Genomic DNA, 22,700 nt, shown 5'->3' on the forward strand with positions numbered 1-22,700 from the left:
CTGTCCGGCGGCGAGACGGTCTGTGTACGATCCACATCCCGGGCGACGCCTCCGCGCCCCGCTCGAACCACTCCGCCTCCCCCGAGGAAGAACATGAAGTTCACCAACGGCTTCTGGCGCATCCGCGACGGCGTGCAGATCGCGTACGCCGTCGAGACGCGCGACGTCTGCGTGGAATCGAAGCGCTTCACCGCCTATGCGGCCGCGAAGAAGGTGGCGCGGAGGGGGGACACGCTCAACGCGCCGCTCCTCACGGTCGACTGCTTCTCGCCCGCCGAGGGCGTGATCGGCGTCCGGGTGACGCACCACGCCGGCACGCGCCGTCCCGGCCCGGACTTCGCGCTCACCGTCGCGCCGGACGGCGCGGGCACCGTCCGCCGCGACGGCACCGTCACCGAGCTGACCAGCGGCCCGCTGACCCTCCGCCTGGACGAGGCGGCCCCCTGGGCGCTGGCGTTCGAGGGGGCGGACGGACGGGAGCTGACGCGGGCCGGCGCCAAGGGCACCGCCTTCGCCACCACCGACGACGGGGCCCACCACGTCCTCGCCCAGCTGGCGCTCGGTGTCGGCGAGCAGGTCTACGGGCTCGGCGAGCGCTTCACCCCGTTCGTGAAGAACGGCCAGGTCGTCGAGGTCTGGCAGGCCGACGGCGGCACGAGCAGCGAACAGGCCTACAAGAACATCCCGTTCTACCTCTCCTCACGCGGCTACGGCGTCTTCGTCAACCATCCCGGCAGGGTCTCCTTCGAGGTCGGCTCCGAGTCCGTCGGCCAGGTGCAGTTCAGCGTCGAGGACCAGTCCCTCGAGTACTACGTGATCGCCGGCCCCACGCCGAAGGAGGTCCTCGCCCGCTACACCGCCCTCACCGGCCGCCCGGCCCTGCCGCCCGCCTGGTCGTTCGGCCTCTGGCTGACCACCTCCTTCACCACCGACTACGACGAGGCGACGGTGACGTCCTTCGTCGACGGCATGGCCGAGCGCGGTATCCCGCTGACCGTCTTCCACTTCGACTGCTTCTGGATGCGCGAGTACCAGTGGTGCGACTTCGCGTGGGACCCCGCCGTGTTCCCCGACCCCGAGGGCATGCTCGCCCGCCTGAAGGCCAGGGGTCTGAAGGTCAGCGCCTGGATCAACCCCTACATCGCGCAGAAGTCCCCGCTGTTCGAGGAGGCGGCGCGGCTGGGCCACCTGGTGCGCCGGCCGAACGGCGACGTCTGGCAGTGGGACCTGTGGCAGGCCGGCATGGGCCTGGTCGACTTCACCAGCCCGGACGCCCGGGACTGGTTCCGGGCCAAGCTCCAGGCGCTGCTCGACCAGGGCGTGGACTGCTTCAAGACCGACTTCGGCGAGCGCATCCCCACCGATGTCGTGTGGCACGACGGCTCCGACCCGGAGCGGATGCACAACTACTACACCCATCTGTACAACCGGACCGTCTTCGAACTGCTGGAGAAGGAGCGAGGCCAGGGCGAGGCCGTCCTGTTCGCCCGCTCCGCGACCGCCGGCGGCCAGCAGTACCCCGTGCACTGGGGCGGCGACTGCTGGGCGTCCTTCGAGGCCATGGCCGAGTCCCTGCGCGGCGGGCTGTCCCTGTCCCTGAGCGGCTTCGGCTTCTGGAGCCATGACATCGGCGGCTTCGAGGGGACCCCGGACCCCGCGGTGTTCAAGCGCTGGCTCGCCTTCGGCCTGCTCTCCTCGCACAGCCGGCTGCACGGCTCCACGTCGTACCGCGTGCCGTGGAACTTCGGCGAGGAGGCCGTGGCGGTCGCCCGGCGGTTCACCCTGCTCAAGCACCGTCTCATGCCCTACCTCTACGGCGCCGCGGCCGAGGCCCACCGCACCGGCGTCCCGGTGATGCGCCCGATGCTCTTGGAGTTCCCGCACGACCCGGCGTGCCGCGCGCTGGACCGCCAGTACCTGCTCGGCCCGGACCTGCTGGTCGCCCCGGTGTTCACGGAGGACGGCGAGGTCGAGGTCTACCTCCCCGAGGGCACCTGGACGCACCTCCTGACCGGCGACCGGGTCACCGGCCCGGCCTGGCGCACCGAGCGGCACGGCTACGACAGCCTGCCGCTGTACGTCCGCGAGGGCGCCGTCCTGCCCCTGGCCTCCGACGACAGCCGCCCGGACGGCGACTGGCTGGCCACCCCCACCCTGCTGGTCCACCCGACGGCCGCGCCCGGCTACACCGCCGAGGCCACGGTCCCCGACCTGACGGGCGCCCCGGCCGCGGCCTTCACCGTCCGCCACGACGGCACACGGCTGCGCGTCACCGCGCGCGGCACCGGCCGCCCCTTCACCGTCCGCGTTCCCGGCGGCGCGAGCGCGACCGGCACGGGCGAGGTGGTCGTACCGGTGGACTGAACGGCGGGGCGGCGTCATGGCCCTGGACCACGGCACGCTCCGACGGGCCGCGGCACGCTCGGGCCGCGGTCAGCCGGGAGAGGGTGGCCCGGGCGGGGGGCGGTGCGGTCGATCCCGGGAACGTGCCCGACGTGCGGGCGGGGGCGGCGCCCGGATCCGGTGGGCGCCGGTGCGACGAGTCGGCTTCCGCGCCGACCGCGGAGGCAGCCGTGACCGTCACCGTCAGCCGTGACCGACCGTGGACCGCAGCCGTGGCCGTAGCGCCCATGGTCGCCCGCCTCACCGGACCTTGACCACGGCACCGGTCTCCGCGGAACGTTCGATGGCCGCGAGCACCCTGTGGTGGGCCGCGGCGGCGTGGAAGTCGGGCTGGGGCCGGCGCCCTTCGGCGATCGACCGGGCGACCTCCTGGTAGACGGACGCGACGTTGGCGACCGGTCCGGCGGCGGGGTCGAAGGGGACGGTGCGGTAGTCGTCGGGGACCTTCACCGGCTCGCCGTCGACCTTGATGTCCCAGTCCGTCCAGTGCATGTACGTGCCCGGCCGGGTGGGGGCCACCGTCACGACGCCCTCCGTGCCCACGAGTTTGACGAAGAACCCGTCCGGAGTGCCGCTGCCTCCGTGCACGGCGACGGACGCGGTGGCGCCGTTCTCCAGGACGCCGTGGAGCAGCACCTGTGCGGGCACCCCGTTGGGAACCGTGCGGCCGGTCCCGGCGACTTCGACGTGGTCGTACGGGCGGGGCAGCCTGGCGGAGACCTCGGCCAGCCGGCCCGCCATCCGGTCCAGGGCGGCCAGGAAGTGGCCGGCCATGACGGTCAGGAGCGAGGTGCCCGCGGCGGGGTCGGTGGACCAGGCCAGCTCCGGCGCGATGCGGGCGCCGCCCAGCGGGTCGCCCGCGGCGACCAGCACGACCGACTCCAGCCGGCCGATCGCGCCTTGGGCCACCAGGTCGGCCACGTACCGGGCGTCCGGCGACTGGTATCCCTGGAGGTTCACGGCGTGGACGACGCCGGCGGCACCGGCCGCCCGGGCGAGGTCCTCCGCTTCGGCGACGTCCACGCCCAGCGGCCACTCGGACAGCACGTGCTTGCCCGCCTCCAGAGCGGCCCTGATCACCTTCGCGTGGCCGGCCGCCTTGACCGACACCACCACCAGGTCCACGTCGGGGTGGGCGGCGAGGGCTTGGGCGTCGGCGAACGCGAGCGGTACGCCGTGGGCCGCCGCCGCTCGGTCGGCGCTCGCCTGACGGGTCGTCGCGACCGCGGTCACCTCGAACCCGGCCAGTCCGGCGAGCGCGGGCAGGTGCGACACGCCGGCCCAGCCACCGGCACCGACGATCCCTGCTCTGATCATGCGTCCTCCCCTGTTTCTTACCGATCGATACAAAACTAGGGGGACTCGGAGGCGGGCCGCAAGGGGTAACGTACCGATGGGTAAAAAACCTGAGGAGGTACGGCATGCCAGGCGGCCGCCCGCGCGCCTTCGACGCGGAGACCGCGCTCGACCGGGCGCTGGAGGTCTTCTGGCGGCAGGGCTACGAGGGCACGTCCCTGTCGGATCTGACCGCGGCCATGGGTGTCAACAGGCCCAGCCTCTACGCCGCGTTCGGCAACAAGGAGCAGCTGTTCCGCGCGGTGCTCGACCGCTACTTCGCCGGCCCGGGCGCTTTCGCCGTCGAGGCCCTGGACGCGCCCACCGCGCGGGAGGTCGTCGAGCGACTGGTCCGCGGCGCCGTCGAGCTGACCTGCGGGCCGCACACGCCCCAGGGGTGCCTGAGCGTCAACAGCGTGCACGCCTGCGGTCCGGAATCCGACCCGATCCGGCGGGAGGTGATCGCACGGCGGATGGCCGGCGAGGCCGCGTTGCGCCGGCGCTTGGAGCGGGCGGCCGACCTGCCCGCGGACTGTGACCCGCGCGTCCTCGCCCAGCTCGTGCACACCGTCACCGACGGCATCGCCGTGCAGGCGGCGAGCGGCCGTACCCGGGACCAGCTGCACCGGGTGGCCGACCTGGCCCTGCGCACGCTCTTCCCACCGCCCAGCTGATCACTGCCGTGAGCAACTAGGCTGTCCGGCAAGGCTGTCGGCAGCACAGGGGGGATCTGCCATGACGACCGTCTCCGGGACCGTTCCGGTGACCATCACCACCGAGAGGCTGGTGCTTCGGCCGTTCACATCCGGCGACGTCGAGGACCGGTACGCGTACCAGTCGCTGCCGGAGGTCGCGCGCTATCTCTACCGGCCGCCGCTCACCCGCCAGGCCTGCGCCGAGTCCATCGCGGCGCGGTCCGCGGGGACCGGCTGGAAGGCCGACGGCGACGGACTCCTGCTGGCGGTGTGCCGGACGGGAGAGCCCGGCGTCATGGGCGAGGTGGTCCTCACCCTCGCGAACGCCCACGCACGGCAGGCCGAGATCGGCTGGGTGTTCCACCCCCGCCACGCGGGACACGGCTACGCCACCGAGGCGGCGGGCGCACTGATGTCGCTGGCTTTCGGCCGGCTGGGCGTCCACCGGGTCTTCGCCCGGCTCGACGCCCTCAACACCGCGTCGGCGGCCGTGTGCGAGCGGATGGGCATGCGCCGCGAAGCGCATCTGGTCGAGAACGACCTCGACGGGGACCGGTGGGGCAGCGAGTACGTGTACGCGATGCTGGCCCGGGAGTGGAACGGCTGAACTCCGCACGCCCGGGGTCCGCGTGCCGTCGGGCGGTTCGGGATGATGAGGCATGCGCCCGGACGACTGGCACCTCACCGACGACATCGACGACTTCCTCACCCGCGCCGGGGACTTCCTGCGCTCGCGGCCCGCGCTGCACAACACCCCGCTGACGACGATCGAGAAGCTGCGCACCCGCGGGGCGGACGCGTTCGGCTCCGAGGGCACCGTCTTCGGCCGGCTGGAGTCGGGGGGCGAGGTCCGCGCCGTCTGCTACCGCCTCGCGACCCACCGCCTGACCCTCACCCCGCTCTCCCCCGGGCGGGCCGACGGCCTCGCCGTCCGCCTGGCCGGCCTGGGCCTCAGGCTCTCCGGTGTCACCGCGGACCAGGACACCGCCGTCGCTTTCGCCGAGGCATGGCGGCGGCACGCGGGTGCGGCGGCCGAGCACGACTGGCGGGGCCGCCTCCACCGTCTCGGCGCGCTCACCCCGCCGGAGCCGTGCCCGGAGGGCCGGAGCCGTGTCCTGGGCGCGGGCGACCAGGAGCACCTCCTGCGCTGGTGCAACGAGTTCGTCGCGGAAGTGGGAGAGGCACCGCTCGACGCCGCCTCCTGGGCCGGCTCGCGCTTCGCCGGCAAACACTTCACGTTCTGGGAGACGCCGGACGGCACACCCGTCTCCCTGGCGGGCTCGACCCCGATGGTCGCCGGCATGGTCCGGGTCGACCCCGTCTACACCCCGACCCGCCTCCGGGGCCGCGGCTACGCGGGCGCCGTGACGGTCACGGTGACCAGGGCCGCGCTCACCGCGGGCGCGACGGACGTCGTCCTGTTCACGAACCCGGCCAACACCACCAGCAACGCCCTGTACCGGCGGATCGGGTACGTCCCGCTGGCCGACTTCGCCGGGTACGCCTTCTCCTGAGAGGGGTACGCGCCTTCCGCCGAGAGGCCTGCCCGCCCGGACGGAGCCGCTCAGCCGGCGGCGGGCCCGCGGCGGGGCTGCCGCGGGGGCCTGCGGCGCTGGACGGCACGGTAGGTCCGGTGCAGGGCCGCGGTCGCGGTGTCCAGGCGGCGCTGGGCGACACCGACGAACAGGCAGTCCACGACGGCGAGCTGGGCGATGCGGCTGACGGTGGCGCCGGAGCGGAAGGGCGTCTCGCGGGCGGAGGTGGTCAGCACCAGGTCCGCGCTCCGCGCCAGGGTGGAGCGGGGCGCGTTGGTCAGGGCGATGGTGGTCGCGCCGCGTTCGGCGGCGACCTGGAGCGGCTCCACGGTGTCCTCGGTCTCGCCCGAGTGGGAGACGGCCAGGGCGACGTCGCCGGGCCCGAGCAGGGCGGTGGCGGTGAGGGCCGCGTGCCGGTTGGTCCAGATGAAGGCCATGTGGCCGATACGGTGCAGCTTCTGGTGGAGGTCCTGGCCGACGAAAGCGCTGGCGCCGGCACCGAAGATGTCGATCCGCCGGGCTCCCGCCACGGCGTCCACCGCTCGGCCCAGGACGTCGATGTCCAGCCCGGCCCCGGAGTCCTCCAGGGCGCGCACCTCGTTGTAGATGATCTTGTCGACGATCTCGCCCAGCGTGTCGGTGGCACTGAGGTCGGTGCTCGGTATCGGACGGTCGGCGTCGAGGGCGTGCTCGCGGGCCGCGGCGGCGGCCAGCGCGAGACGCAGCTGGGGGTACCTGGTGACGCCTATCGTGCGGCAGAAGCGCATGACGGTGGCCACCGAGGTGGCCGCCCGTTCGCCGAGCGCGCTGATGGACAGCTCCGACGCCCCCGCCGGATCGGCCAGGACGACGTCCGCCACCCGCCGCTCCGAGGGCGCCATGGACGGCAGCTCCGCGCGGATGCGCGCCAGGGTCCCGGCGGGTGAGGCCTGCTCCGGCCGGGCCGGGGTGCGGGGTGGTTCCTGGCCGGCCATGACCGCTCCCTCCTGGGTGGGTGGGACACGGTAACTCCACCCCGTCGGCCCGTCAAAAATTTACGCGGCTCACGGAACGAGGTCACTTGTTGACATCCGGAGGTCCGCGTTCTGATACTCGCTGCAACCCCGGATGAAGGCGTGCCGCATGACAGCAGCAGTCGCGGTGGACCTGGGCAAGACCGGCTGCCGTGCCGTGCTGTGGGACGGCGCCGGTCCCGCCCGGGCCGTTCACGAGGCGCCCGGTGCCCCCGGGCTCGCCACGGACGGCGGAGTGGAGGCGGCCCGCACGGCCGTACTCGCCGCCGTCCGCCCGCTCCTGGCCCGGGCGCCCGCCCTGCGGCCCGCGGCACTCTGCGTCGGTGCGGCGGGCGCCGCCGCCGCGCCGAGGGCGGCCCGCGACCTGGCCGGTCTGCTCCTCGGGGAGCTGCCCGCGGACGAGGTGGCCGTCACCAGCGACGCGGTCACCGCCCACGCCGGCGCCCTGGGCGGCCGGAGCGGCGTGGTCCTCGCGATCGGCACCGGCGCGGTGGCCGTCGGCATCGGGGACGACGGGTCGTACGCGCGCGTCGACGGGTGGGGGCCCTGGCTCGGTGACGAGGGCAGCGGCGCCTGGATCGGCGCCGCCGGACTGCGCGCCGCACTGCGCGCCCACGACGGACGCGGACCGGACACCGCGCTGCTGGCCGCCGCCGGCGAGCGCTTCGGCGACCCCGACCGGCTGCCCGTCGCCCTGAGCCTCGACGGCAACCCCGCCCGCACCGCCGCGTCCTTCGCCCCGGACGTCGCCCGCGCGGCGGCGGCGGGGGACGCGCCGGCCGCGGCGATCGTCCGGGACGCCGCCACCGCGCTCGGCGAGACCGTGCTCGCCGCGGCCCGCCGGATCGGCGGGGACGATCTCCGCGCCGCCGTCACCGGCGGCCTCACCGGACTCGGTGAACCGCTGCTCGGACCGCTGCGCTCGACGCTCGCCGGATCCCCGCGCCCGCTGCGCCTGCGGCCCCCGCTCGGGGACCCGCTGGACGGTGCGCGGCTGCTGGCCCTGGACACCCGCACCCCCCACGAGCCGCACGTCGTCCGCGTCCGGCGGGCGGCGCCCCTCCCCACCGCCCCCACCGCCCCCACCCCGCCGGTTCCCCCGCCGGCCGTCGCCTAGGAGACAGCGTGCGCCAACTCGACCTCGTGGTGATCGTCGTCTACCTGGTGGCGATCGCCGTGACCGGACTGCGCCTGGCCGGCCGGCAGACGACGTCGAAGGACTACTTCGTCGGCGAGAGCAGCATGCCGTGGTGGACCGTCTCGTTCTCGGTGGTCGCCACCGAGACCAGCGTGCTCACCGTCATCAGCGTGCCCGGCGGCGCCTACAGCGGCCAGGGTTTCGGCAACGTGGAACTGGCCCTGGGCTACGTCGTCGGCCGGGTCGTCGTGGCCACCGTCCTCATCCCCCTGTACAAGCGGGGCGGCTTCGTCAGCGCCTACCAGTACCTCGGCACGCGCTTCGGGCCCAGGCTCCAGGGTCTCGCCTCGGTCACCTTCGTCTTCACCCGTCTCCTGGCCGAGGGCGTCCGGCTGTTCGCGTCCGCGATCCCCATCAAGCTGCTGCTCGACGAGTTCGGCGTGCACGCGGGCTACCGCCTCATCATCGTCGTGCTCACCGTGATCACCGTCCTCTACACCTATCTGGGTGGTATCAAGGCGGTCATCTGGACCGACGCCATCCAGATGGGGCTCTACCTGGGCGGCGCGGTGCTCGCCATCGCCGTCCTGTCCGCGCACGTCGGCGGCGCCGGCCTGACGCGCGCCCTGGACGCGGGCCGGTTCCGGCTCTTCGACACCGACTTCACCCTCGCCCACATCCTGACCAGCCCGTTCGCCCTGCCCACCGCCATCGTCGGCGGCGCGATCTTCGCCATGGCCAGTCACGGCTCCGACCAGCTCATCGTCCAGCGCATCCTGGCCACCCGCTCCCTGCGCGACGGCCAGAAGGCCATGATCGCCTCCGGTGTCTTCGTCACGCTCCAGTTCGCGGCCTTCTCCCTGGTGGGCGCGCTCCTGTGGTCGTACGACGAGGGCAGGAGCTTCCAGGAACTGGGCCTGAGCAGCTCCGACGACCTCTACCCGAACTTCATCCTGCACGGGCTGCCCGTGGTGATCTCCGGTCTGCTCGTGGCCGGCATCCTCGGCGCCGCCATGGGCTCGCTGTCCTCCGCGCTGAACTCCATGTCCAACTCGACCGTCGCCGACATCATCCGCAGCTTCTTCCGCAGGACCCCCTCCGAGGCCTCGCTGCTGCGGCTCGCGCGCGTGATGACGCTGGTGTGGGCGGCGCTGATGGCGGTGTTCGCCTGCGCGTTCAGCACCGGTACCGGGAACGTCTACCTCACGGGCCTCACGATCGCCGGTTACACCTACGGCGCCCTGCTCGGCGCGTTCCTGCTCGGCCGCACGGTCCGGCGGGCGGGCGAGACGGACGCCGTCGTGGCGTTCCTGGTGACGGTCGCGGCGATGACGTACATCGTGCGCGAGGTGAGGATCGACGTCGCCACGGCCGCCGGCGGCACCGTGCCGACGGCCATCGCCGCCCAGTGGCTGGTCCCGGTCGGAGTGGTGGCCACCCTCGCCGTCGGCGGCCTGATGAGCCTGCTGCACCGCGCCCCCGAGACCGCGGAGGTCCGGGCGGACGGCGACCAGCCGGATCCCGGCCAGGGCCGCGTCCCGACGGCCACCCCCCGCTGACGGCCCATCACCGCGGGTGCGGCAGCCGCGCCCCGTCCCTCTCGACCCCGACAGCCGTGGGAGGCACCATGCGGGTGATCGGCCTGATGTCAGGCACCTCGTACGACGCGATCGAGGCGGCCGCCGCCGACCTCACGCTGGACGACGACACACTGCTCCTGCGGCCCGTCGGGCACCTCTCCGTCCCCTACCCGGACGCCCTGCGCGCCCTCATCGCCGCCTCCCTGCCGCCGGCCACCACGACGACCCGGGCCGTGTGCGCCCTGGACAGCGGTATCGGGCAGGCCTTCGCCCGCGCCGCCGAGCGCGCCCTGCGCGACCTGTGCGGGGGCACCGCGGACCTGGTCGTCTCGCACGGCCAGACGGTCCACCACTGGGTGGAGGACGGCGTCGTCCGCGGCACGCTCCAGCTGGGCCAGCCGGCCTGGATCGCGGAGGCGACCGGGCTCCCCGTCGTCTCCGACCTGCGCGGCAGGGACGTCGCGGCCGGCGGTCAGGGCGCCCCGCTGGTCGGGATGACCGACGCCCTGCTGCTGCGCGCCCTCCCCGGTGTCCCGGCGGCGCTGAACCTCGGCGGCATCGCCAACGTCACCGTCCTCGCGCCCGGCGCCGGTCCGCTGGCCTTCGACACCGGCCCGGCCAACGCGCTGCTGGACGCGGCCGTGCACCACTTCACCGGCGGCGGGGCCACGCACGACGAGGACGGGCGCCGTGCCGCCGCCGGACGGGTCAGCCCGGAGCTGCTCCGCTTCCTCCTGGACGACCCCTACTACCGCAGGCCCGCCCCGAAGACCACCGGAAAGGAGCACTTCCACCTGCCGTATCTTCAGCGGGCGCTCGACGCCGTCCCCACGCCCGCCCCCGACGACGTCCTGGCCACCCTGACCCGGCTGACCGCCGTGACGGTGGCCGACGCCTGCCGTGCCCACCAGGTCACCGAAGTCGTCGTCTCCGGCGGCGGCACCCGCAACCCGGTGCTCCTGCGCATGCTCGCCGAGGAGCTGCCCGGTGTACCGCTGCGCCGCTGCGACGACCTGGGGCTGCCCTCCGACGCCAAGGAGGCCCTGGCCTTCGCCGTCCTCGGCTTCCTCACGGTCCACGGCCTCCCCGGCACCCACCCCGCCGCCACCGGCGCCTCCAGGGCCACGCTGCTCGGCAGCATCACCCCGGGCCTGGGCCCCCTGCGCCTTCCCGAACCGGCCGTCCGCGCACCGCAGCGGCTCCGGATCGTCCGCTGACACCGCCGGGAGCTCCGGCCCCTGCGCGACCGGCCGCCCGACAGGGGGACGGTCGGTGGTCAGGGTGTCTGGAAGACGAGCACGGCGTTCTGTCCGCCGAAGCCGAACGACGTGCTCAGGACGGTGTCCAGCCGGCAGGCCCGGGCGGCCTTGGTGACGATGTCGAGGTCGATGCCGGGGTCGGGGGTGTCCAGGTTCGCGGTCGGGTGGATGGTCTGGTGCTGGAGCGACAGCACGCACACGGCGGCCTCGACGGCGCCCGCCGCCCCCAGGGAGTGCCCCAGGATGCTCTTGGTGGCCGTGACCGGCGGCGGACCGGGGAAGACCTGGTGCAGTGCGGCGGCCTCCACCCGGTCGTTCACCTGGGTCGAGGTGCCGTGCGCGTTGATGTGGTGCACGTCGCCGGGGGCCAGTCCGGCTTCCGCCAGTGCCGCTCGCAGCGCTCGTACGCCACCCTCCCCCTGCGGATGGGGGCTGGTCGGGTGGTGGGCGTCGCTGGTGGCGCCGAACCCGGAGAGGACCGCTTTCCCGGTGGCGCCCCGGGCGCGCGCGTGTTCCGACCGCTCCAGGACGAGGACTCCGGCGCCCTCCGCCAGCACGAAGCCGTCCCGTTCCGTGTCGAAGGGGCGTGAGGCACCCGCCGGATCGTGGCGGCGGGTGGACAACGCGCCCAGCCGCCAGAAGCTCAGGGCGGCCAGCGGCCCGCACGGGCTCTCCGCCCCGCCGACCAGCGCGATGTCGCACATGCCGCCCTTCAGCAGCTGCCGGCCGACACCGATGGCGGTGGCGCCGGAGGCACAGGCGGTGCTGACGCCGAGGCCGGGTCCCTTCGCGCCCAGGTCGGCGGCGATCTCACCGGCGGCCATGTTGGGCAGGGCCCGGGGGACCGTGGTCGGCGAGATCTTCCGGTACGCGCCCGCGGCCAGGCACTGGTTCACGTGCAGGTCGGTGTCGCGGCCGCCGCTGCCCACGCCGATGACCACGGCGACCCGGTCGGCGTCCCACTCCCCCGGCTCCAGACCGGCGTCCCGGGTCGCCTCCCGTGCGGCGGCGAGCGCGAGGTGGATGAACCGGTCGGTGCGCCAGCGCAGCCCGCGTCCGAGGGCGGCGGCGAGTTCCGCGTCCGGGACCCGGCAGCCGAAGTCCACCGGCAGGCCGGCGAGCCGGGGGTCGGTGGACGCGGTCGGTGTGCCCGCGCACAGCCGCCGCCAGGTCGCGTCGGCACCGATTCCGGCCGGGGTGGCCAGACCGATGCCCGTGACGACGGTCTCCGACCGCCTCACGCGTCGACGTCCGCCGGCGCGGCGGCCAGCGTGTGCAGGACGGCGCGGGTCGAGTCGTCGGCGAAACGGGCCACGTAGTCGGCCACCGCGCCGATGGTGACCTCGGACCCCGCCGGCATCGACTCGTCCGTGAGGGGGACGTCGATGCCGGTCTCCTCCTCGACGACGACGAGCAGTTCCGCCATCGCGATCGAGTCGAGGCCGAGGTGCTGCAGATTGCTGTCGGCGCTCAGTTGCCCGGCGTCCATTTCGAAATGGCGGGCGATGAGACGGACAAGGGTGTCGACGATCAGCTGGTCGGCCACGCATTCTCCCCGGGTCTGAAAGGACGTTCGAGCGGCGGAAAGTCAGCAAAGCGCACCCGTGCCCGGCCCGTCCGGCAAGCGGCGTGTGTGTCGGAGAACAATGACCGGAGTGGTCTACGCGGGGGCAAGGGCGACGGTGGTCTACGAAGGGGTTCCGCTGCGCCGCGCGGTGCGCCTTACCGGACGGGACTCCCGGCCGGACGCGTCACCGGACTCCTGGCGGCGCGGGGAAGGCGTGGCGGCGGGGCGCGGCATCCCCCGCCACACGGCCACCGCGCCCGTGACGGCGACCAGGGCCGCCACCCAGGCGCTGCGGGAGAGCCCCGCGACGAAGGCGTCCGTCGCGGCGGACAGCAGCCGGCTTCTCACGGCGGGGGCGGCGTGCCGGCCCGCCAGGGCGGCGGCGACGACACTCTCCCTGGCCGCGGACGGCCACCCGCCCGGTCCCGCGCTCGCCGCCGCCTCGCCGATCCGGGCCCGGTAGACGGTGGCGAGGACGGATCCCTGGACGGCGACGCCGAGCGTGGCGCCGACCTGGCGGGTGGCGTCGTTGACGGCCGATCCGACACCCGCGTACGCCTCGCCCACGCTCTCCATCACCGCGGCGGTACCGGCCGCGGCCGTCAGCCCCGCCCCCACGCCCGCGACGACCTGCACCAGGGCCAGGCGCGGGTAGCCGGACTCCGACGTCGTGCCGGACAGCAGCACGAACGAGCCGGCGACCACGACGAGGCCGGTCACCAGGACGGACCGGTGGGTCAGGCGCGCGCCGAGCGCCGCGGCCAGCGCCGCGCCGGCGACCAGAGCGGCCGGCAACGGCAGCGTGCGCACGCCGGCCTGCCAGGGGGTGTAGCCCAGCACCCCCTGAAGATAGAGGGAGATCACGAAGAGCGCGCCGAACATCCCGAAGGCCATCATGGCCAGTGCCGCCGCCGGGACCGTGACCTCACGTCGCCTCACATGCCGGGGCAGCATGGCCGCCGGCGCCCGCCGCAACCACACCCCGAACGCCGTCAGCAGCCCGGCGCCCACGGCGGACGCGACGAGGACCGGTGCGCTGGTCCAGCCGCGGCCGGGGCCCTCGATGACCGCCCAGACGAGCGCCAGCAGCCCCGCCGCGGAAAGCACGGTCCCCGGAAGGTCGACGGGCTCCGTCCGCGCGGGCGGCGGAGCGGGGACCACCAGGAGCGTGAGCACGATGACCGCCACGGCGAAGGGGACGTTCAGCCAGAACACCGCCCGCCAGGAGTGATGGCTCACCAGCCAGCCGCCGATCACCGGTCCCAGGGCGCCGCCCACCCCGCCCACGGCCGCCCAGAGGGAGATGGCCCGGCGCCGTCGTACCGGCTCCGGGAACATGCCCGTGAGCAGCGAGAGCGTCGCCGGCATGATGAGGGAGGCGCCCGCTCCCATGGCCCCGCGCGCGGCGACGAGCTGCCACGGCACGGCGGCCGTCGCGCCGGCCAGGGAGGCGAGGGCGCAGAGGATCAGACCGGTGAGGAACGCCCGTCTGCGGCCGATCCGGTCGGTGACTCCGCCCGCCGTCAGCACCAGTCCGCCGAGCACCAGCGCGTAGGCGTCGACGATCCACTGCGTCTGTCCGGCGGACGACGCCAGGGCGGTCTGCAGATCGGGGATCGCGACATTGAGCACGGTGAGGTCCATGCCCAGCAGGAAAAGTCCCGCGCAGACGGCCACGGCGCTCGCCCGGCGTTTTCGTGTGTTTCCCGCACCCGCGTGAAAAGAGGCGATATCCGTTCTGATGTCACCCGTCATGTGCACTCTTTATCAGAGAGCGGGACCGAGGAATGGCGGACGAGGCCTGAATGGAAGCATCCGACACGTTCATCGACGGCCTGATGGGGCAGTTGCCTTTCGACATCGGTACGGACGAATTCGTGCAGGATCCGTACCGCCATTACGAGGAGGTGCGCCGGGCGAGCGGCCCGGTGCACCGTACGCCGTCGGGTGACGTGGTGGTGCTCGGCTACCCGGAGGCGAAGGCCGTCCTGTCGGATCCGCGTTTCGGCCACGGAGCCCAGACCGCTCGGGACACGACCGGTTACGGAGTGCCGGCCCGGACCTTCCTGCTGACCGACCCGCCGGGTCACACCCGGCAGCGCGCACGCGTACGGCGTTCCTTCACCGCACGAGAGATGCTGACCCTGCGCCGCAGGATCGGTGAGACGGCGGCCGGGCTGGTCGCGGAGGCGGCACGGTCCGGTGTTGCGGACGTCGTCGCGGAGGTCGCGCGGCCCCTGTCCGCGCGGGTGGTCGCGGAGGTGATCGGCGTGCCGGACGACCTCCGCGACCGTTTCGAGCAGGCGGCCGCGCTGCTGGTGCGCGGCATGGACCCGCCCGGTGTCCTCGGCCCGGACACCCGTGAGCGGATCGCGCGGGCGCGGGTCTGGCTGGCGCGGGACATCGGCGTCGCGCTGCGGCGTCCGGCCGGTACCGGGATTCTGCGCGCCCTCGCCCAGGGCGCGGACGGCCGGGCGGCCCGGACGGAGACAGTGGCCACGTGCGCCCAGCTCGTCGCGGCGGGATACGAGACGACGGTGGGCCTGATCGGCAACGGCACGCACGCCCTCCTCCGTCACCCCGGCGAGCTGGCGCGGCTCACGGCGACCGGCCCCTCGGAGCAGGCGTGCGCGGCGGCTGTGGAGGAGCTGCTCCGCTTCGACCCGCCCATCCAGATGGCGCCCCGCTGTGCCCTGCAGGACGCCGACGTCGCGGGTACGCCCGTTCCGCGCGGCACCGTCGTCGCCGTCCTGCTCGGAGCGGCCAACCGCGATCCGCGCGTCTTCCCCGACCCGCACCGGCTCCGGCTCGACCGCCGCCCCCGGCACCTCGCCTTCGGACTGGGCAGCCACTACTGCCTCGGCGCCGCACTGGCCCGCCTGGAAGCCACAGCCGCCCTCGCGCACCTGCTCCCCCGCCGGCCCCGGCCGACCGGCCCCCCGGTGTCCTATAGCCCGTCACGGGTGGCCCGCAGCGTGCGGAGCCTCCACGTGGCGTTGCACCCGCTGGAGACCTGACGCGGCCGCTGCCGCCGTGCGGGAACCGGAGGGCCGCTACGCCTTCCGGGGGGCTTCGGGCGTCCGCGGCCACATCACCCGCCCGCACCTGGGTACCTCCCCGCAAAGGAGGTTGCGATGTTCGAGGCATCCGATATCCGTGAGTGGCGAGGGCACGACGTGGTCGACAAGGACGGCCACAAGATCGGTGCACTGGAGTCGATCTACGTGGAGACGGGTACCGACGCGCCGTTCTTCGCGACGGTGACGGTGGGCCTGCCCACCAGGCGCAGGCTGGCTTTCGTGCCGCTCGCGGGTGCGACCGTCGGTCCGGGGTACCTGAAGGTGGTCCACAGCAAGGACCGCGTCAAGAAGGCGCCGTCGATCGACACCGACGGGGAGCTGACCGCCGCCCAGGAGCCGGAGGTCTACGCCCACTACGAGCTGACCTACGCACCGGGCGCGGGCGGCGAACGGCGCCTGGCCCGCCGTTGACGTACCGAAGCCTCCGGGAGGCCCGATGATCCTGTTCCTGCTCCTCGTTCTCGTGGCCCTCGTCCTGGGCATCATCGGCTTCGCCGTCCAGGGCCTCTTCTACCTGCTGATCATCGGCGCCGTCGTCCTCGTCGCCGATCTGGTCTACGTCGCCGTGCGCTTCAGCCGAGGGGGCCACAAACACCGCATCGCCCGTTGACGATCCCCGGGGCGGGCATGGTTCCCGGGAGTTTCCGCAGGCCGCGAGCGTCTGGCTCGGGGCGCGGGCCTGACACGGCCGGTCGGCCGACCCCGTCGCGCGAGACGGACCGGAAGGCCGCAAGCTGGTACCGACATGCCCGAGGCGTCGTACGGCAGGGAGCGGTCATGGATGGCGCGGACAGCGTGACCATAGGCGTGCTGGGCTCCTACGGAGGCCGGAACGTGGGCGACGAGGCCATCCTCACCGCCTTGCTGGACCGGATTCGGGCCGGCCGGCCCGACGCCCGCTTCGTGGTCTTCTCCCGCAGTCCCGGGCACACCCGCGCCGCCCATCCGGACGTCGAGGTCGTCGGCTGGGAGGGGGTCTGCCGGGAGGGCATCGCCGCGCATCTGCGGCGGCTGGACGTGCTGGTGCTGGGCGGCGGCGGGATCCTCTACGACACCGAGGCACGCCGCTACCTGCGGGCGGCCCGTACCGCGCAGGAACTCGGCGTGCCGGTCTTCACGTACGCCGTGGGGGCCGGTCCCCTCACCGACGAGGCGGACTGTGCCTGGGTCCGCACGGTGCTCTCGGACGCGGTCGAGGTGACGGTCCGCGACGAGGAGTCGAAGCTCGTGCTGGAGGAAGCCGGGCTGACCAGGCCCGTCACCGTCACCGCCGATCCGGCGCTGCTGCTGGAACCCGGCGACGGCGGGCGGGCACTGCTGCGGGCCGAGGCCGTGCCGCGCGGAGTACGGCTGGTGGGCATGAGCGTGCGGGAGCCGGGGCGCGCGGCCGAACACCTCGACGAGGAGGGGTACCACCAGCTGCTGGCCGGCGTGGGCGACTTCCTCGTCCACCGTCTGGACGCCCACGTCGTCTTCGTCTCGATGGAACGCGGCGACATCCAGCACGCGCACGCCGTGGCCTCGCGCATGGCGGAGGCGGACCACTGCACGGTGCTGCGCGGCGACCACGGGCCGCAGCAGGTCCTGGACATCGTCGCCCAGCTGGACCTGGCCGTCGGCATGAGGCTGCACTTCCTGGTCTTCGCCGCGCTCGCCGGGATCCCCCTGCTGCCCCTGCCCTACGCGGGCAAGGTGTTCGACTTCGCCCAGCAGGTCGGCGCGCCCGCCCTGCGCGGTGTGGTCCGGGAGACCTCGGGGCTGCTGCTGGCGGAGGTGGACCGCCTGTGGGACGAGCGGCGCGCCCGCGCGGCCGGGACGGCGGCACGCACCACGGCGCTGCGGCTGCGGGCGGCCGGGACCGCCGAGCTGCTCCTCGGCTACCTCGACGCCGCGGCCGGGCGGCCCGTCGTCGATCACGGCACGCCCGTGCCCGTGTCCACCGCGGGCTGACTCCGCCCGCCACCGCTTCTGAGAGGGAGTGACCGTGACCTACCTGAAGCCGCCCCGCGTTCCCAGGACGGTGGAGCTGCCGCCGCGCCGGGCGCTGCACGCGGGGTCCACACAGGTGCTGGTCATCGGCGGGGGGCCGGCCGGGATCGGGGCGGCCCTCGGGGCCGCCAACGCGGGCGCGGAGGTCGTGCTCGTGGAGCGCTACGGGTTCCTCGGCGGCAACGCGACCGCGGCCCTGGTGATGCCGCTGATGAGCTTCCACAACGAGGTCAAGCAGGCCGTGGCCGGGGACACCACACGGCTGCTGCCGCCCGACCACGGCGAGGGCGAGCCGGTCGTCGGCGGGGTGCTGTGGGTGCTGCTCGAACAGCTCGTGCGCAGGGGGGCGGCGATCCGGCCATCGCTGGAGACCGGCTACACGGTGCCCTTCGACCCCGAGCTGTTCAAGCTCGTGGTGTACGAACTCCTGGAGAACCACGAGGTCCGGACCCTCCTGCACTCCTTCGCCTCCGACGTCGTCAGCCTGCCCGACCGGGTGCGCGCGGTGTTCGAGACGAAGTCGGGGCCCCTCGTGTTCGACGCCGACGTGATCGTCGACTGCACCGGGGACGGGGACGTCGCGGCCGCGGCGGGGGCGTCGTACGAGACCGGCCGGCCGGAGGACGGCTGGACCCAGCCCATGTCGCTGATGTTCCGCATGGTCGGCTTCGACCACCAGGAGTTCACCGCCTACACCCGTGCCCACCCCGACCAGTGGCGGGGCGTGCACGGGCTGTGGGACCTGGTCCGCGCCGCCACGGACGCCGGGGAACTGGACCTGCCTCGCGAGGACATCCTGTTCTTCGCCACGCCGCACGCCGGTGAGGTGGCGGTGAACTCCACCCGTGTCACCGAGGTGCTCGGCACCAGCGTCTGGGACCTGACGCGGGCGGAGTTCACGGCGCACCGCCAGATGGCGCAGATCGCCCGCTTCCTGCGCGAGCGGGTGCCGGGCTTCGCCGACTCCTACGTCGCCCAGAGCGGCGTCCAGGTCGGCGTCCGCGAGACCCGCAGGATCCTGGGCGAGTACCAGCTGACCGGCGACGACGTGCTCACGGCCCGCGCGTTCGACGACGCCGTCGCCCGCGGTGCCTACCCGGTGGACATCCACAACCCCAGCGGTCGCGGCACCGTGCTGAAACGCGTGCCGCGCGGGGAGGCGTACGACATCCCGCTGCGCTGTCTCCTCCCCCGGGGGGTGGACCGGATGCTGGTCGCGGGGCGCTGCATCTCCGGCGACCACGTCGCCCACTCCTCCTACCGCGTCATGCCGATCTCCATGGCCACCGGTCAGGCGGCGGGGGTCTGTGCGGCACTCGCGGCGACAGGGGGCCGGCCGCCGCGGGACGTTCCGGTGGGCGCGGTCCAGCGGGTGCTGCGCGCTCAGGGCGCGAACCTGCCCTGACCGGGGGTGGCACCCCCTCCGGCCGGCCTGGCCGCCGCACCGGCGACGGCTGGGCGGCACCGGGTCGCCGGTGCCGCCCCGGCTAGGATCGGCGTGTGACGGTCAGGTACGAGTGGCGCGGCGACTTCGACGACGCCTCCCTCGACGCGCTGCACGCCGACGGCTTCGGCCACCCGGTCGATCCGGCCGGCTGGCGGGCACGGCTCGAACGCCACAGCCTCGGCTGGGTCTGCGCCCGGGAGGGCGGCTCGCTGGTCGGCTTCGTGAACGTGGCCTGGGACGGCGGGGTCCACGCCTTCCTCCTGGACACGGTGGTCGCGCCGGGGTGCCGGGGCAGGGGCGTGGGCGCCGGGCTCGTCGCGACGGCGGCGGACGAAGCACGTGCCGCGAAGTGCGCGTGGCTTCACGTCGACTTCGAGGACGACCTGCGCCCGTTCTATGTCGGCGCCTGCGGTTTCCGGGAGACGGCGGCCGGACTGATCGCCCTCTAGGGGGGCACCCCGAACGGATGTACCCGCGGGCGGGCCGTGACCTCGGCGCATGACCGGTTGTCAGCCGGTGAGACATCGCCTATGGACGATTCGACATCCCGCGGCCCCCTGCCGGGCCCGCGCACCCCGCCCCCTCCCGACGTGGTGTTCACGGCGGACTTCGGCTCGCTGACCCAGTGGGTCGCGGGTCGCACATGGGCCTATCCCGGCGGCGGCCCCGTCAATCCCGACGACGACAAACTGGACCACCTGGTCTCCGACCCGGACTACAGCCGCTCGGGAACGTTCCGGGCCACCCGCCGGCCGGACGGGAGGTGGGACACGGGGCTGCTCACCACCGAGGACAGCGAGGAGGGGTTCACCGTCCGGCCGGGGGACGTCCTGGAGGCACGGGTGCGGCTGCCCCGGGAGGTCGGCGCCTGGCCGGCCATCTGGACCTGGCGGGACGGCAACCACGAGATCGACGTCTTCGAGTACCACCCCGACAACCCGGACCTGCTGGAGTTCACCAACCACGTGCGCCACGCCAACCTGTACGTCCACGACGAGGCCGTCGCTCCCGGGGCGTGGATCGACCTGCGCACCGAGTTCGGGGTTCATTCGGTGGTGTGGTGGCTGAACGGCACGGAGATCTTCGCGGACGAGCGGGGCGTGGGGCACGCCTGGCGTGCCCACCTCATCGTCAACCTCTCGGTCAGCGCGGGCCGTTACCACCCGGCACCGGCGGCCGACACCACCGAGATGTCGTTCGAGGTGGCGGACCTGGTCGTACGGCGTCCGTCCGACGACGACCGGCCGCACGAGAATTCCCACCAGCCGGAATCCGTGTGAGGCCCCCCCAGCCGGGACCCGCCTGAGGCGCTACCGGCCGGAATCCGTCCGCCCCTCCCCCTCCCGGTCCTGCGTCTCCCGCTCACCCTTCTCCCGCTCCCGCGCCTCGACGCCGCGCAGCGGTTCGCCGGCCACTGTGCCCTGCTCGGGCTGGTAGCCCTCCTTCGCGCTCGCCGTGCCCGGGACCGACCGCTCGCGGGCCTGGCTCTCGCCGCCCGAGTGCGCTCCGGGCTCCTCGTCGCCACGGGCCCGTGCGTACGGGTCGGCGGGCTTGTCGGTGTGTCCCGTCATGGCCGTCCTCCGCTCCGTTCGATCGCCGCGCCCGGGTTCCCCCGGCCCGGCGGGGAAAACGGGGGCCGGCGTGGTGCCCGGTCCGTCGAGCGCGGTCAGGCGGGGGCCTCGTCCCGGTCGGAGGCCGGCCACACATAGGGCAGGTCGTCGGGGACACCGGGGAACGTGTGCCCATAGGCCTCCCGGTCCTTGCGCACCAGCGCGGACTGGTGGCTGCGGTGGAAGGCCTCGTCACCGAGCCACGGCGGCAGTTCCCCGGCGGCGCCGAGAGCGGACTGGTCGCGCACGGGCGCGCCCGGCCGGCACGCGGCGTACCCGGCGACCAGTGAGGCGGCGCAGCTGTCCTGGTGGCCCTGCTCCCGCCAGACCCGGCAGACCTCGAGGCCGTAACGGACCAGGGCCTCCTCGTACCCGCGCCACATCCGCACGGCCGGGTGCCTGCGCCAGCCGTAACCGGGGACCGTCAGTCCGCGGAGCACCTGCAGCGCCTCGACCCGCTGCTTGCCCAGTCGGCGGCGGTCCAGGAGCAGGGCGGAGCGCCGGAAGTCGGCATCGGGCAGGAACGTCTGCATGGGTGCCGTCCTGAAGGTGGGTGCGGATGGGTGGCAGCGCGTTCCTCAGCGCGCGTGTCGTCGTGCCTCCTGGTCGGCCTCGCCGCCGGCGCCGAGCAGCCCGGTCGGGGCCAGTGCCCCCTCGGCCTCGAGGCGTGCCAGGTCCCGGCGGGCCAGACGCAGCACCAGCGGCGGAAGGGCGGCCCGCACCGGCTGCACCAGCCGCAGCCAGGCAGGCGCGTACACGGCTGTGCGCCGCCTCTCCAGACCCCGGACGATCCGGGCGGCGACCTCCTCGACCGGGTACACCCGGCGCGCGGGCGCCGGCATGTGGCCGCGCAGCTCGCGCAGTACGGTGTGCCGGTCGGCGTCACGCACCATGTCGGTGTCGGTCCAGTTCAGATAGGCGACGCCCACGGCGACGCCGGCACCGGCCACCTCGGGGCGCAGCGCGTGCGCGAAGGCCTCCACGCCGGCCTTGGACGCGCAGTAGGCGCTCATCAGCGGGGCCGCGCCGAGCGAGGCGAGGGAACCGATCTGCAGGTAGTAGCCGGCCGTGGCCCGTAGATCGGGCAGGAAGACCCGTGCGGTCTGGGCGCTGCCGGTCAGGTTGGTGTCGACGACCCGGCGCCAGTCGGCCGGGTCCGTGGCGGAGAGCGGGCCGCCCTCCGCGATCCCGGCGTTGGCGATCACCACGGAGGGCGTGCCGAGACACCGGCGGACCTCACGGGCGGCGCGCTCCAGGGCGGCGAGGTCGGTCACGTCCGCCTCGACCGCGAGCGCCGGGACCGGCAGCCGCGCGACCAGCTCGTCCATCAGGTCCTTCTCGTGGCCGATGAGGGCCGGTCGCGCTCCGCGCCGGGCCACTTCCCGGACGAGGGCCGCCCCCACTCCGCGTGCGGCGCCCGTCACCACGACGGTCCGGTTCTGCAAAGGACTGCTTCGCACGGCTCTGCGCCTTCCTCCGCGGGTCGTCCGGTGCCCTGGGCGCGCTCCGGCCGCGGGTGCGGGCGGCCGGGGGGCCGCGGTGCGGTCAGGTGCGGGCGGCCGGGGGGCCCGCGGTGTGGTCGGGGTGCCCGGGGGTGCGGCGGGCCTCCTTCATCTCGGCTTCGTACAGGTGGTCCCGGCCCTCGGCGAGGGCGCTCACCACGTCGCGTTCCAGCTCGCAGAAGGGCCGGTAGTAGGTGGCGTTGTAGGCCTCGACGATCTGGAACGTCCAGTGGCCCGGGATGACGTTGCGGCCCAGGATCTCGGTCTCCACCCTGTCCGCCCACGCGTCGTGCCCGGCTTCGCGCAGCAGCCGTACCGACCGGTCCAGCTCCAGGTCCGCGCCGCCGGTGAGCTGGTGGAAGCCGTACAGATGGCCGCGGGCGCGCTCCGTGGTCTCCAGCGCCTTGGACAGCGACCCCAGGGCCTCGACCGTCAGGTCGTCGACGCCGTCGGGACGGCGGTGCCCGGCATCGGGGCCGTCCAGGTGATCGTTCATGGCACTCCTTGGCTTGTCGGCTTGTCGTGCGCCGGATACCGTCCGCGTATT

At 74.0% G+C, this 22,700-nt stretch carries 23 protein-coding genes; 14 read left to right on the forward strand and 9 right to left on the reverse strand.

The features are described from left to right. Positions 1-93 precede the first annotated feature (93 nt). Complete coding sequence (yicI, locus tag ACZ4VF_RS21580; protein WP_467927804.1) at positions 94-2,364, forward strand: alpha-xylosidase; 2,271 nt, start codon at positions 94-96, stop codon at positions 2,362-2,364. Positions 2,365-2,643: 279 nt separating this feature from the next. Here the strand turns inward: yicI and ACZ4VF_RS21585 are convergent, their stop codons facing one another. Further along, positions 2,644-3,720, reverse strand: a complete 1,077-nt coding sequence (locus ACZ4VF_RS21585; protein WP_467927805.1) for a Gfo/Idh/MocA family protein — start codon at positions 3,718-3,720, stop codon at positions 2,644-2,646. 104 nt (positions 3,721-3,824) lie between these two features. Between ACZ4VF_RS21585 and ACZ4VF_RS21590 the strand changes: the two genes are divergently transcribed. The 3 genes from ACZ4VF_RS21590 to ACZ4VF_RS21600 all read left to right on the forward strand — a co-directional run bounded on the left by ACZ4VF_RS21590 (position 3,825) and on the right by ACZ4VF_RS21600 (position 5,947). Then, the gene (locus tag ACZ4VF_RS21590) at positions 3,825-4,412 is read left to right on the forward strand and encodes a TetR/AcrR family transcriptional regulator (protein ID WP_467927806.1); all 588 of its coding nucleotides are present in this window, start codon (positions 3,825-3,827) and stop codon (positions 4,410-4,412) included. A 61-nt stretch (positions 4,413-4,473) separates the two neighbouring features. Further along, the gene (locus ACZ4VF_RS21595; protein ID WP_467927808.1) at positions 4,474-5,040 is read left to right on the forward strand and encodes a GNAT family N-acetyltransferase; all 567 of its coding nucleotides are present in this window, start codon (positions 4,474-4,476) and stop codon (positions 5,038-5,040) included. 52 nt (positions 5,041-5,092) lie between these two features. Then, complete coding sequence (locus ACZ4VF_RS21600; RefSeq protein ID WP_467927809.1) at positions 5,093-5,947, forward strand: GNAT family N-acetyltransferase; 855 nt, start codon at positions 5,093-5,095, stop codon at positions 5,945-5,947. Between the two features lie 50 nt (positions 5,948-5,997). Here ACZ4VF_RS21600 and ACZ4VF_RS21605 read toward each other — a convergent pair whose 3' ends face one another. Beyond that, complete coding sequence (locus ACZ4VF_RS21605; protein ID WP_467927810.1) at positions 5,998-6,942, reverse strand: MurR/RpiR family transcriptional regulator; 945 nt, start codon at positions 6,940-6,942, stop codon at positions 5,998-6,000. 148 nt (positions 6,943-7,090) lie between these two features. On the opposite strand from ACZ4VF_RS21605, the gene ACZ4VF_RS21610 reads away from it, so the two are divergent. The 3 genes from ACZ4VF_RS21610 (at position 7,091) to ACZ4VF_RS21620 (ending at position 10,916) form a co-directional block, all read left to right on the forward strand. Continuing rightward, positions 7,091-8,098: an N-acetylglucosamine kinase gene (locus ACZ4VF_RS21610; RefSeq protein ID WP_467927812.1), complete on the forward strand. Its 1,008-nt coding sequence runs from the start codon at positions 7,091-7,093 to the stop codon at positions 8,096-8,098. An 8-nt stretch (positions 8,099-8,106) separates the two neighbouring features. Continuing rightward, positions 8,107-9,678 (forward strand): sodium:solute symporter, encoded by a 1,572-nt coding sequence (locus ACZ4VF_RS21615; RefSeq protein ID WP_467927813.1) that lies wholly within the window; start codon positions 8,107-8,109, stop codon positions 9,676-9,678. Positions 9,679-9,746: 68 nt separating this feature from the next. Beyond that, a complete protein-coding gene (locus ACZ4VF_RS21620) occupies positions 9,747-10,916 on the forward strand; it encodes an anhydro-N-acetylmuramic acid kinase (RefSeq protein WP_467927814.1) in 1,170 nt (389 codons plus the stop codon). Positions 10,917-10,975: 59 nt separating this feature from the next. Here ACZ4VF_RS21620 and ACZ4VF_RS21625 read toward each other — a convergent pair whose 3' ends face one another. The 3 genes from ACZ4VF_RS21625 to ACZ4VF_RS21635 form a co-directional block, all read right to left on the reverse strand. Then, positions 10,976-12,199: a beta-ketoacyl-[acyl-carrier-protein] synthase family protein gene (locus tag ACZ4VF_RS21625; RefSeq protein WP_467927815.1), complete on the reverse strand. Its 1,224-nt coding sequence runs from the start codon at positions 12,197-12,199 to the stop codon at positions 10,976-10,978. Then, positions 12,196-12,504 (reverse strand): acyl carrier protein, encoded by a 309-nt coding sequence (locus ACZ4VF_RS21630; RefSeq protein WP_467927817.1) that lies wholly within the window; start codon positions 12,502-12,504, stop codon positions 12,196-12,198. The genes ACZ4VF_RS21625 and ACZ4VF_RS21630 overlap by 4 nt, the downstream gene beginning before the upstream one ends. 141 nt (positions 12,505-12,645) lie before the next feature. Beyond that, on the reverse strand, positions 12,646-14,280 hold the full coding sequence (locus tag ACZ4VF_RS21635) for an MFS transporter (RefSeq protein ID WP_467927818.1): 1,635 nt from the start codon (positions 14,278-14,280) through the stop codon (positions 12,646-12,648). Positions 14,281-14,330: 50 nt separating this feature from the next. Between ACZ4VF_RS21635 and ACZ4VF_RS21640 the strand changes: the two genes are divergently transcribed. The 7 genes from ACZ4VF_RS21640 to ACZ4VF_RS21670 all read left to right on the forward strand — a co-directional run bounded on the left by ACZ4VF_RS21640 (position 14,331) and on the right by ACZ4VF_RS21670 (position 20,321). After that, positions 14,331-15,542 (forward strand): cytochrome P450, encoded by a 1,212-nt coding sequence (locus ACZ4VF_RS21640; protein ID WP_467927819.1) that lies wholly within the window; start codon positions 14,331-14,333, stop codon positions 15,540-15,542. A 117-nt stretch (positions 15,543-15,659) separates the two neighbouring features. Continuing rightward, positions 15,660-16,016, forward strand: a complete 357-nt coding sequence (locus ACZ4VF_RS21645) for a PRC-barrel domain-containing protein (RefSeq protein ID WP_467927821.1) — start codon at positions 15,660-15,662, stop codon at positions 16,014-16,016. 25 nt (positions 16,017-16,041) lie between these two features. Next, positions 16,042-16,215, forward strand: coding sequence for a hypothetical protein (locus ACZ4VF_RS21650; RefSeq protein ID WP_467927822.1), 174 nt, complete (start codon positions 16,042-16,044; stop codon positions 16,213-16,215). A gap of 167 nt (positions 16,216-16,382) precedes the next feature. Further along, positions 16,383-17,555 carry a polysaccharide pyruvyl transferase family protein gene (locus ACZ4VF_RS21655; RefSeq protein ID WP_467927823.1) on the forward strand — a complete coding sequence of 391 codons (1,173 nt, stop codon included), beginning with the start codon at positions 16,383-16,385 and terminating at the stop codon, positions 17,553-17,555. Positions 17,556-17,589: 34 nt separating this feature from the next. Then, the gene (locus ACZ4VF_RS21660) at positions 17,590-18,999 is read left to right on the forward strand and encodes an FAD-dependent oxidoreductase (RefSeq protein WP_467927825.1); all 1,410 of its coding nucleotides are present in this window, start codon (positions 17,590-17,592) and stop codon (positions 18,997-18,999) included. A gap of 95 nt (positions 19,000-19,094) precedes the next feature. Beyond that, positions 19,095-19,490, forward strand: a complete 396-nt coding sequence (locus tag ACZ4VF_RS21665; RefSeq protein ID WP_467927826.1) for a GNAT family N-acetyltransferase — start codon at positions 19,095-19,097, stop codon at positions 19,488-19,490. A gap of 81 nt (positions 19,491-19,571) precedes the next feature. Continuing rightward, positions 19,572-20,321 (forward strand): beta-glucanase, encoded by a 750-nt coding sequence (locus ACZ4VF_RS21670; RefSeq protein WP_467927828.1) that lies wholly within the window; start codon positions 19,572-19,574, stop codon positions 20,319-20,321. A 30-nt stretch (positions 20,322-20,351) separates the two neighbouring features. On the opposite strand, the gene ACZ4VF_RS21675 is transcribed toward ACZ4VF_RS21670, so the two are convergent. The 4 genes from ACZ4VF_RS21675 to ACZ4VF_RS21690 all read right to left on the reverse strand — a co-directional run bounded on the left by ACZ4VF_RS21675 (position 20,352) and on the right by ACZ4VF_RS21690 (position 22,649). Then, complete coding sequence (locus tag ACZ4VF_RS21675) at positions 20,352-20,612, reverse strand: hypothetical protein (protein ID WP_467927829.1); 261 nt, start codon at positions 20,610-20,612, stop codon at positions 20,352-20,354. A gap of 95 nt (positions 20,613-20,707) precedes the next feature. After that, the gene (locus tag ACZ4VF_RS21680) at positions 20,708-21,184 is read right to left on the reverse strand and encodes an MSMEG_6728 family protein (RefSeq protein WP_467927830.1); all 477 of its coding nucleotides are present in this window, start codon (positions 21,182-21,184) and stop codon (positions 20,708-20,710) included. 45 nt (positions 21,185-21,229) lie between these two features. Beyond that, positions 21,230-22,111, reverse strand: a complete 882-nt coding sequence (locus tag ACZ4VF_RS21685) for an SDR family oxidoreductase (protein WP_467927832.1) — start codon at positions 22,109-22,111, stop codon at positions 21,230-21,232. 85 nt (positions 22,112-22,196) lie between these two features. Next, positions 22,197-22,649 (reverse strand): hypothetical protein, encoded by a 453-nt coding sequence (locus ACZ4VF_RS21690; RefSeq protein WP_467927833.1) that lies wholly within the window; start codon positions 22,647-22,649, stop codon positions 22,197-22,199. Between the last annotated feature and the right edge of the window lie 51 nt (positions 22,650-22,700).

It is taken from the genome of Streptomyces sp. NPDC029151 (assembly GCF_055564315.1).